Annotated in this window: 11 protein-coding genes; 3 read left to right on the forward strand and 8 right to left on the reverse strand. The window is 72.4% G+C overall.

Translation table 11 applies throughout. The features are described from left to right. Window positions 1-244 precede the first annotated feature (244 nt). Window positions 245-1495, forward strand: coding sequence for an MFS transporter (locus V2J63_RS15605; protein ID WP_331231915.1), 1251 nt, complete (start codon window positions 245-247; stop codon window positions 1493-1495). Beyond that, complete coding sequence (locus V2J63_RS15610; RefSeq protein ID WP_331231916.1) at window positions 1488-2246, forward strand: MerR family transcriptional regulator; 759 nt, start codon at window positions 1488-1490, stop codon at window positions 2244-2246. Before V2J63_RS15605 ends, V2J63_RS15610 begins: the two co-directional genes overlap by 8 nt. A 26-nt stretch (window positions 2247-2272) precedes the next feature. Here V2J63_RS15610 and V2J63_RS15615 read toward each other — a convergent pair whose 3' ends face one another. The 4 genes from V2J63_RS15615 to V2J63_RS15630 form a co-directional block, all read right to left on the reverse strand. Continuing rightward, on the reverse strand, window positions 2273-2704 hold the full coding sequence (locus tag V2J63_RS15615) for a CBU_0592 family membrane protein (RefSeq protein WP_331231917.1): 432 nt from the start codon (window positions 2702-2704) through the stop codon (window positions 2273-2275). Between the two features lie 103 nt (window positions 2705-2807). Beyond that, window positions 2808-3704 carry a type II secretion system F family protein gene (locus V2J63_RS15620; RefSeq protein WP_331231918.1) on the reverse strand — a complete coding sequence of 299 codons (897 nt, stop codon included), beginning with the start codon at window positions 3702-3704 and terminating at the stop codon, window positions 2808-2810. A 31-nt stretch (window positions 3705-3735) separates the two neighbouring features. Beyond that, the gene (locus tag V2J63_RS15625; protein ID WP_331231919.1) at window positions 3736-4680 is read right to left on the reverse strand and encodes a type II secretion system F family protein; all 945 of its coding nucleotides are present in this window, start codon (window positions 4678-4680) and stop codon (window positions 3736-3738) included. Beyond that, window positions 4677-6245 carry a TadA family conjugal transfer-associated ATPase gene (locus tag V2J63_RS15630; protein WP_491062245.1) on the reverse strand — a complete coding sequence of 523 codons (1569 nt, stop codon included), beginning with the start codon at window positions 6243-6245 and terminating at the stop codon, window positions 4677-4679. The genes V2J63_RS15625 and V2J63_RS15630 overlap by 4 nt, the downstream gene beginning before the upstream one ends. On the opposite strand from V2J63_RS15630, the gene V2J63_RS15635 reads away from it, so the two are divergent. Then, the gene (locus tag V2J63_RS15635) at window positions 6202-6540 is read left to right on the forward strand and encodes a hypothetical protein (RefSeq protein WP_331231920.1); all 339 of its coding nucleotides are present in this window, start codon (window positions 6202-6204) and stop codon (window positions 6538-6540) included. The genes V2J63_RS15630 and V2J63_RS15635 overlap by 44 nt on opposite strands. A 19-nt stretch (window positions 6541-6559) precedes the next feature. Here V2J63_RS15635 and V2J63_RS15640 read toward each other — a convergent pair whose 3' ends face one another. The 4 genes from V2J63_RS15640 to V2J63_RS15655 are packed head-to-tail and all read right to left on the reverse strand — an operon-like array spanning window position 6560 to window position 9508. Further along, window positions 6560-7399 carry a CpaE/TadZ family protein gene (locus V2J63_RS15640; RefSeq protein WP_331231921.1) on the reverse strand — a complete coding sequence of 280 codons (840 nt, stop codon included), beginning with the start codon at window positions 7397-7399 and terminating at the stop codon, window positions 6560-6562. Window positions 7400-7434: 35 nt separating this feature from the next. Further along, window positions 7435-8166: a Flp pilus assembly protein CpaB gene (gene cpaB, locus V2J63_RS15645; RefSeq protein ID WP_331231922.1), complete on the reverse strand. Its 732-nt coding sequence runs from the start codon at window positions 8164-8166 to the stop codon at window positions 7435-7437. A 17-nt stretch (window positions 8167-8183) separates the two neighbouring features. Then, entirely contained in the window at window positions 8184-9140 is a 957-nt protein-coding gene (locus V2J63_RS15650; protein WP_331231923.1) for a pilus assembly protein TadG-related protein, read from the reverse strand. Continuing rightward, window positions 9128-9508, reverse strand: coding sequence for a TadE/TadG family type IV pilus assembly protein (locus V2J63_RS15655; protein WP_331231924.1), 381 nt, complete (start codon window positions 9506-9508; stop codon window positions 9128-9130). Before V2J63_RS15655 ends, V2J63_RS15650 begins: the two co-directional genes overlap by 13 nt. Between the last annotated feature and the right edge of the window lie 45 nt (window positions 9509-9553).

The following is a 9553-nucleotide window of genomic DNA, read 5'->3' on the forward strand; positions in this document are numbered from 1 at the left end:
CACGGCCGAGATCGACGGCGAGACGGTGACCGAGGTCATCGAGGTGCCCTACGCGGCACACTCGTGCTCATGACCCTCTGAGCACGTGAGTGACGCGTGACCACCTGAGCACGTGAGCAGGTGAGCACGTGAAGCGAGGGCCCCTGGCCGGCAGCAGCCAGCCAGGGGCCCTCACTCGTCCTCCGCCGAGGTCCAGACGCGGCGGGCTTGACCCCGCCCCTACGTCATAGTCGTCACTGGGGACATGAGACTCGTCCCCGTCGCCTACCTGTCGTCCTACCTGCTGTCCGTGCTCGGGAACTCGATCGCGGCAATCGCCCTGCCCCTCATCGTGCTCCAGGTGACCGGGAGCGTCCTCGCCGCGGGCGCCGTCGCCGCGGCCACGGCCGTCCCGGCCGTGCTCGCCGGCGTGCTCATGGGCGTCGTCATCGACCGGGTCAACCGGCGTACGTCGTCCGTCGTCACGGATCTCGTCTCCGCCGCCGCCATCGCTGCGCTCCCGGTCGTCGACATGGTCGCGGGGCTGGACGTCGGCTGGTTCATCCTCCTCGGGGTCGTCGGATCCATCGGGGACGTCCCCGGGATGACGGCGCGGGAGGCGCTCCTGCCCGCCGTCGTGCGCCACAGCGGCACGTCGGCCGAGCGACTCGTGGGGATGCGGGAGGCGCTCGGCGCCGTCGGCCTGCTCGTCGGACCCGCTGCCGCCGGGACGCTCATGGTCGTGCTCGACGGCACCGCGGTCCTGTGGGTCACCGCCGCGACCTCGCTCAGCGCGGCGCTGCTCACCCTCCTCATCCCGCGGCACGTCGGGGAGATCTCCGCAGGCCCCGACGCCGCGGACCTGGCCGGCAGCACCGGCTGGGCGGAGCTCGAGCACGGCTGGCGGGTGCTCACGCGCAGCCTGTTCCTCGTCGCGACGACGGCCGTCAGCCTCGTGTCCGTCCTCGCGCTCACCGCGATGCAGGGCATCGTGCTGCCCGTCTACTTCACGCTCGAGGAACGGCCCGGCATGCTCGGGTTCGTCCTGAGCGCCCTCGCGGCCGGGATGCTGGTCGGCGGCGCCGTCTACGCGGTCGCCGGCACCCGCGGCCGGCGCCGGACCTGGCTCCTCGTCAGCCTCCTCGGCAGCGGGGCTGGCTTCATGGTCATCGCCACGCTGTCCTCGGTGCGGGTCGTCCTCGGTGGCGCCCTCGTCGTCGGGCTCTCCATCGGTCTGCTCGGCAGCCTCATGGGTGTCCTCATGATCGAACGCATCCCCGAGGGGGTCCGGGGGAGGGTGATGGGCACCCAGAACGCCATGCTCACCGCCGTGGCCCCGGTCGGGATCGTCCTCGCCGCCGTGCTCATCGAGCACGCGGGCGTCGACGTCGCAGCGCGCGTCGTCGCCGCGGTGTGGCTCGTCGCCGTCGTCGTCGGCGTCCGGGCGCGGTCGTTGCGTACCCTTGAGCCGGAGCGGGACACGGCGACGGGAACGGCGGTGGCCGGCGGTGCGTAGCAGCGAGCTCGCCCGGTTGGCGGGCGTCACGGTCCGGGCGCTGCGGCACTACCACCAGGTCGGCGTGCTGGCCGAGCCGGAGCGCGACGCGAACGGCTACCGCCGCTACGACGTCTACGACCTCGTCCGCGTCCTGCGCATCCGGCGTCTGGCCGCGCTGGGGCTGCCGCTCGAGCGGATGCCCGAGCTGCTCGACGACACCGCCGCCGACGCGGCCGCGCTCCTCGAGGACCTCGACCGTGAGCTCGCCGACGAGGTCGACCGGCTCACCCGTCAGCGGGAGGTCGTCGCGCGCCTGCGGGAGGTGCGGGCGTCGCCCGACCTGCCGCCGGAGCTCGCACCGCCGCTCGCCGCGTTCGTCGCAGCCGGTCTCTCGCCCGAGATGGCGCGGCTCGACCGCGACCAGTCCGTGCTCCTCGCCCACCTCGTGGGGGAGGAGGGCATGCCGTACCTCGCGGGCCTGTACGCCCGGCTGAGCACCCCGGAGTTCGTCACCGCCGCGACTGCGCTCCTCGACCGCTTCGGGCGGCTCGGGCCCGACAGCCCCGGCACGGAGGACTCCGCGCTCGTCGACGGGTTCGTGGCCGCCCTCGCCCCGTTCATCGGCGGGCTCGCCGACGACGAGGAGGCCGTCGACCTCAGCGGTTTCGCCGGCATCATCGGCGAGTACGTGGCGGGCGTGCTCAACGAGCGCCAGCGCGCCGTCCTCGAGCGGATCGAGACCCTGCTCCTCGCGCCGCCCACGCCCTGAGCGACGCCGAGGGCCGGGGGACTCGCTCAGCGCAGGACGAGCGGCACCTCGGCGCCGAGGGCGGCGCGGTGGTCGTGCACCGCGTCGACGAGCGGGCGGGTGCGGCGGGCGCCGGTCCCCCGCGGTGCGGTGGGCGTGGTCGTGCAGGGCACGGTGGGCGTGGTCGCGGAGGGCGCGGGCGTCGTGCGGGGGCGGGCCGCTGCCCGCGGGCGGGCGGCCGCGCGGGGACGGGCCGCGAGCGCTGCGCTGCGCGCCCTGGCCTGCGCCCGGGCCTGGCGGAGCAGCTCAGCCTGGCGCTGCGCCTGCGCGGCGACGCGCGCCCGGATGACGTGCCGCTTCGCGGCGAGGATCGCCTGGATCCCGATGCCGATCCAGATGACGTTGACGACGGCGGAGGGCCACGCCGCGCTCACGCACAGCGCCGCCGCGCCACTGAGGTTGAGGCCCTGGAAGAGCATCGAGCTCGCCTGAGGCCCATGGCGCTCGCGTGAGGCGCACAGCGCTCGCGTGAGCGCGAGGATTTCGCCTCGCACAGCGCGGCGCGTTGGCGTTAGGCCGGTGCTAGCTGAACGCCTCCATGATGTCCATGACGGCCGGCCCGAGCAGCACGATGAACAGCACGGGAAGGATGCAGGAGATCAACGGGAAGATCACCTTGACGGGGATCTGCATGGCCTTCTCCTCGGCGCGCTGGCGGCGCTTCATGCGCATCTCGGCGGCCTGGGTGCGGAGCACGTCGGCGACGGCGATGCCGTACATGTCGGCCTGGATGACGGCGCGGACGAACCGGCGCAGGTCCGCCACGTCGGTGCGCGTGGCGAGGGCCTCGTAGGCCTGCCGGCGCGACTGACCGACCTGGATGTCCTGCAGGGTCCGCACCATCTCCTGGGCGAGCGGGCCCGTGCCGTTCTTGCCCGCCCGGGCCATGGCGGAGTCGAAGCCCAGCCCGGCCTCGACGGCGATGGTCATCTGGTCCAGGGTGTCGGCCAGTTCGAGAGCGATCTGCTGGCTGCGCTCCTGGCCGCGGCTGTGCAGGAGCAGCTCGGGCAGGAAATACCCGACGACGGTGACGCCGGCGCCGACGAGCAGCGCGATCCCGCTGGGCGACCCGCTGACGTAGAGCAGGCTCAGCGCCCCGAGACCGCCGCCGAGGACGAGCTTCGCCGCGACGAGGCGCTCCACCGGCCACGCCGGCGGACGGCCGGCGCGCACGAGCAGCCGCTCGAGGAGCCGCACGGAGAAGCCGGGGGTCAGCCGGCGCGCCAGCACGCCCAGCCCGGCTCCGCGTTGACCCTGCTCCGGGGGGGCGGGGGCATGGGCTAGGCCGGGCTGCAGACCTCGCTGGAGGTTCGCCACCGTGCGCTCGTGGACACGGTCGGGGCCAGCGAGCACAGACCATGCCATCACGGCGACGGACAGGCTGATGGCGACGATGGCGAGAAGAACGACGGACGGCACGGTGACCTCCTTTCGGGGACTCGGGCGTGGATCAGAACGTGATGTCGATGACCTTGCGCAGCCACAGCCCGCCCACGATCAGCATGACGAGAGCTACGGCGATGAGGGCGTAGCCGAGCAGGCTCTCGGTGAACGCCAGGATGTAGGCGGGGTTGGACATGGCGAGGAAGCCGGTGATCCCGAACGGCAGGGCCATGAGGATGTAGGCGGAGAGCTTGCCCTCGGCGGCCAGCGCCACCACCTGGCGGCGGATCTGGTTCCGTTCGCGGATGGTGTGCCCGACGCCGTCGAGCACCTCGGCGAGGTTGCCGCCGACCTCGCGGTTGATCGAGATCGCCTGGATCACCCAGTTGAAGTCCTCGCTGCCCATGCGTGCGGCGGTCTCCTCGAGCGCGCTGCTGAGGTCCCGGCCCACCCGGGTCTCGTTGACGATGCGCGAGAACTCCTCGGACGTCGGTTCCTCGGCCTCGCGGGCCACGGAGGCCAGCGACTGGAGAAGGCTGTGGCCGGCCCGCAGGCTGCTCGCCATGAGCTGGAGCGAGTCGTCGAGCTGGTCGGCGAAGGCGCGACGGCGGCGCTTGGCGAGGACCCCGAGGCCGATCTTGGCGGCTCCGGGCGCGAGCGCGCCGAGGAGCAGGCCGAGCAGCGGCCCGGACACCACGAGGCCGGCCGCGGCGGCGACCACCGCCGCGACGAGCACAAGGAAGGCGAAGTCCTGCAGGCGCATCTTCACGCCGGCCTGCTCCAGGGTTCCCGCACCGGGGGCGCCCCGCCGTCGCAGGACCTTGTCGATGATTGTGGTGGCTGCGTCCGCCGCCTGCGTCACGAGACCGGGGCGCGGCGAGGTCGCGGGGCGGCGCCGTTCCCGCGGCAGCCGGGCCCGGCTCGGCGAGAGGATGAGGTACGTGCCCACGAGCAGTGCCAGCGCACAGGCGAGCGCGCCGATCCCGCCCGGGGACGTGAGGAACTGGCTCACCGGCGGCCTTGCCGTGCCTCGGGGCCGCCGAAGACGCTGGGGGAGAGCGTGATGCCGAGGTCGGCGAAGCGGTCGGTGAAGCGCGGCCGGACCCCGGTGGGGACCGGTGTGCCGAGGAACCGCCCGTCGGCATCGACGCCGGCGGAGTAGTCGAAGAGGAAGGCGTCCTGCAGGGTCACGGTCTGGCCCTCCATCCCCTGGACCTCGGTGACCGCGGTGACCCGCCGGGTGCCGTCCCGCAGCCGTGTGAGCTGGACGATGACGTCGACGGCCGAGGCGATCTGCTCGCGGATCGCGCGCAGCGGCAGGTCCATCCCGGCCATGAGTACGAGGGTCTCGAGGCGGGCGATCGCGTCACGGGGAGAGTTGGAGTGGACGGTCGAGAGCGAGCCGTCGTGGCCGGTGTTCATCGCCTGGAGCATGTCCAGGGTCTCACCGCCGCGGACCTCACCGACGACGATGCGGTCGGGGCGCATTCGGAGCGAGTTGCGCACGAGGTCCCGGATGCCGATTTCGCCCTTGCCCTCGATGTTGGGCGGGCGGGACTCGAGTCGCACGACGTGGTCCTGCTGCAGCTGGAGCTCGACCGCGTCCTCGATGGTGATGATCCGCTCGCCCTCGGGGATGAAAGAGGAGAGCACGTTGAGCAGCGTCGTCTTACCGCTTCCCGTGCCGCCGGAGACGATGATGTTCAGCCGGGCCTCCACGCAGGCGTGGAGCAGCTCGGCCATCTCGGGCGACAGCGTCCCGAAGCGGATGAGGTCGTCGACCTTGAACGGGTCTTTGGCGAACTTTCGGATGGTGAGCGACGAGCCGTTGAAGGCCAGGGGCGGCACGACGGCGTTGACGCGTGAGCCGTCGGCGAGGCGGGCGTCCACGAGCGGGGAGGACTCGTCGATGCGCCGACCGACCCGGGTGACGATGCGCTCGATGATGCGGCGCAGGTGCTCCTCGGAGGTGAACCGCGCCGGGCTGCGCGTGAGCTTGCCGTTCTGCTCGATGTAGATCATGTCCGGACCGTTGACCATGATCTCGGTGACGGTGGGGTCGTTGAGGAGGCGCTCCAGCGGTCCGTGGCCGAGCACGTCGTCCTCGACGTCGCTGATGAGCCGACGACGCTGCTCTCCGCTCAGGGGCACCTCGTCCTGCTGCACGACCTGGCTGAGCTCGGAGCGCACGAGGGCGTGGAGCTGGTCCTCGCTCAGCGACGGGTCGTTGAGTCGCGCCCCCATCCGCTCGAAGAGCGCCGCGGTGGCGCGCTCCTTGAGCTTCGACAGGGCGTCGACGGCTGCCGGCGGTGTGGTGGGGCTCTCCCGCCGCGGGGATGCGGTCAGCGTCGCGGGCGCGCCCGGCGCCGGTGACACCACCCGGTCGGAGATGGTGCGGCGGTCGCGGGAGACGAGCTGCTCGCCCGGACGCGCCGGCACAGCCGCCGCGAGGACGGGTGCCGCGTCTCGCGTCAGGACCGGCGCGGTCGGCGCGGTCGGTGCAACGACGGCCGCGAGGTGCGGCGGCACTGCCGTGGCGGCCGCGAGGTCCGGCGGTGTTGCCGGGGCGATCGCCATCGGGGCGGGGGCCGCCATCCGAGCGGGTGGCGCCGTCGGCGCCGGTGCAGCCGTCGGGGCTGGTGCCGTCGCCGGACTGGGTGCCGTCGTCGGGCTGGGTGCCGTCGTCGGGTTGGGCGCCGATGCCGGGCGGGACGTCGTCAGGCTGGGCGCCGTCGTCGGGACGGGTGCCGTCGTCGGGCGAGACGCCGATGACGGGACGGGTGCCCACGGGGCGTGGGCCGACGTCGGTGATGCGATTGCAGAGGTCGGGGGGGCCGCCGGCTGGCCCGTCTCCCGGGCGCGCGCCGCCTGAAGTCGCTCGGACAGGCTCATCATCGCCTGCTCCCTCGCCCACCGCGGTGCCGCGCCGCCCGACGGCCGCGTCGCGGCGGGGCCGACCGTGCCCCGCCGGGCACGAAGCGGTCGACGAGCTCGCGCAGCTGCTTGGCCATGGCGTCGCGCACCCCGCTCTGGAGCATGGGCACGCCCTGATTGACCGAGGCGGCGGCGGCCTTGGACCGGGGGAGCATGAGGTCGATGCCTGTTCCAATGGTGGCCTCGACGTCCGCGCGCGAGAGCCCACCCCGGGGGTCGGCGAAGTTGAGGACCACGTGACGGGCGTCGGTGAACATGCCCAGCGCCGTCAGGGTGTCGAGCTCCTTGCGCAGCCCGCGCACGCCGGGCACGTCCATGCTCGTGACGAGGACGAGGTCGCTCGTGGCGTCCATGACGGCGAGGGTGTGCTCGGAGAGGCCCGGGGCCGTGTCGACGACGACGTACCTGAACTCCGAGGCGAGCATCTGCAGCAGCCGGGAGACGTCCTCGGCGCTGATCGCGTCCGCCGCTGCCGGCGAGTCCGGTCCGCAGACGACGTACAGGCCGGTCTCGTGCTGGGTGAGGTAGGTCTTGAGCACCATCGCGTCGCGGCTGGCGGGGCCGTGCACCGCGTCCGGCAGGGTGTACTCCGGCTCGAGGTTGAGCGCCGAGGCCACGTCGCCGAACTGGATGTCCAGGTCCACGAGAACCGTGGAGTGCCGTTCCGCCTGAGCGAGGCCGACGGCCACGTTGGTGGCGACCGTCGTCTTGCCGACCCCGCCCTTCGGCGAGACGACACTGATGACCCGGCCGCTGGGGCGGGCTCGGTCCAGCCCGAGGGGTACCTCGGCGCTCACGGGCTTGGATGCTGCGGTGGCAAGGCTGACTCGGCTCATTCGTACACGTTCTCTCTGGTCACGATGCGGGTGCCGGTCTCGGGCGCCTCGGCGTCCTCGAGGGAGAGCCAGACGGTTCCGTGTTCAGCGCCGAAGACGATCTGCTCGGCGTCGGGGGCGTCGACGGCGAGGGTGACCATGACGCTTCCCTCGGGCATCGGGGCGGCGACCGGGCCCTCGGTGTCGTCCTGCGACTCGGCCGGCACGGGAGTGATGCCGCCCTGGACCCGGGTCACGAGAACCTTGTGCTGCACGAGGTTGGTCTCGATCGGGTCTGTCATGGACACGAACACGCCGACGGTCTCTCCGGGGGCGACATGGCCCCCGAGCATCCGCTGGGAGTCGAGCAGGACGGAGACCTGGTGCATGCCGTCGGGAACGTCTACCTCGGACGAGGGGGTGAGCGACTCGGGATCGGTGAACCTGCTGGCGAGGAGCTGCTCGCCGGGCTGGAGGTCGGTCGTGACGACCAGCCCACCGAGCTCGTCGAGGCTCGACACCGCCCCCGCTGCGACTGCGCTGGCCGGCAGCTCCTCGGCGGCAACGAGTTCGGCCAGCATCTCGGCGGGTGTTCCCTCGGGGATGGGCTCGGTGACCACGAGCACGCTGGCGGGCTCCATGCCGGCCATCGCGCGCTGGTCCGCCCCAGAGACGTAGCTGAACACCAGCACGGCGCCGACGCCGGCCAGCACGACGGCGACGACACCGGCAATGAGACGACGATTCACGGGATGGGGGGCTCTCTCTAGTCGGTGAGGCGGACGATGGTGGCGCCGAGGTCGGGCGCGGCCACGCCGTCGACCCAGGTGAAGGACTCGTCGAGCGTGACGTGCTCGACGAAGCGGCCACGGATGCAGTGCTGCGGCTGGTCGCACGGCGGGTTGTGCGAGTAGCCGCTGCCGAAGAAGTAGCCGGTGAGCTCGAACGCGGCGTAGCCGTGCACGCTGTACCACGCGTTGCTGCCGGTGCCGCCGTAGTCGTCGAACAGCGGAAGCAGGACGGTCTGACCGACCCACTCCTGGAAGTCCTCCGGACCGCAACCGTGCGGTGTGCTCTTACCGGGGTCGGACCACTCCTTCGCCGTGACCGTCGAGCTGGCCTGGCACGACGTCGAGTCGTCCGGCACGATCCAGCCGAAGCCGCCGGGGACGTAGTTCGCCATCGGACCGGGTCCGGGGCACTCGGTGCCCTCGTTCTTCTTCGTCAGGAGAATCGTCGACTCTGCCTCGGTGAGCTCGCCGCTGCTGTCGACCTGCTCATGGAACTGGCACCACGAGAAGATGAGGGGCATGACAGCGGTACCGGTGGCCGGAGCTCCCCAGGCCGCCGTCGCGCGGGCCGAGACGACGCTCTCCTCATAACCGAGGACGCGGGCGAACCAGTGCTCCTGCACCCCGCGGTTCTCCACGGTGACCCGCCCCGTCACGGGCGAGAGGGCCGGGTCCGTCACGGTGGCGGTGGGGTTGTCGGCCGGGTTGAGCTCGACCATCTGCTGCGCGGTGTCCGCGGGGACGGCGCAGTCGCCGCCGCCGCAGTCCTGCGCGACGGCGAAGGCGGCGGCGTCGGCGCCGGTCTGGAGCTGCTGGCGCTCGGCGTGCATCGCCGCGACGTCGACCGCGATCGCTGCGAAGGCGATGAGCGGAATCATGAGGAGGGCGACCATGACGCTGACGGCACCGCGCTCATCGCTCAGCCGTTGCATCGCATGGTCCCCTTGCCGGTGAGTGTGAGGTCGTCGAGCCCGAGGAAGCCGGTGATGAACTCCATCGGGTAGGTCACGGTGACCGTGGCCGTTGCGCCTGTTGCGGCGCACGCCGTGGGGGACACCGCGACCTCGAGGGCCGTCGGGTCCAAGGTGCTGGCCGACGCTGCGGCCACCGCCTGCGCGGCGGCCGGGTCGTTCTGCAGGGCCATGACGCGAACGCCGTCCCGCGCTGCGGCCGACAGCGTCGTCTGGATGTTGTAGGCCCGCCCGAGCTCTGCGATGCCGAGGACGAGCAAGAGCAGGAGCGGGACGACGAGGGCGAACTCGACCGCCGCCGCTCCGCGCTCACGATGCTGCTTGCTCACGCTCGTCCCCCGCAGTAGTGGTGATGTGGCCGGACATGGACCCGG

It is taken from the genome of Georgenia wangjunii (genome assembly GCF_036421975.1).
Lineage (GTDB): Bacteria > Actinomycetota > Actinomycetes > Actinomycetales > Actinomycetaceae > Georgenia_A > Georgenia_A wangjunii.

Excerpts from the sequence above, each read along its gene's own strand:
- V2J63_RS15605 (WP_331231915.1), top strand. The coding sequence starts at position 245 with ATGAGACTCGTCCCCGTCGCCTACCTGTCGTCCTACCTGCTGTCCGTG.
- V2J63_RS15615 (WP_331231917.1), bottom strand. The coding sequence starts at position 2,704 with ATGCTCTTCCAGGGCCTCAACCTCAGTGGCGCGGCGGCGCTGTGCGTG.
- V2J63_RS15630 (WP_491062245.1), bottom strand. The coding sequence starts at position 6,245 with ATGGCGATCGCCCCGGCAACACCGCCGGACCTCGCGGCCGCCACGGCA.
- V2J63_RS15650 (WP_331231923.1), bottom strand. The coding sequence starts at position 9,140 with ATGCAACGGCTGAGCGATGAGCGCGGTGCCGTCAGCGTCATGGTCGCC.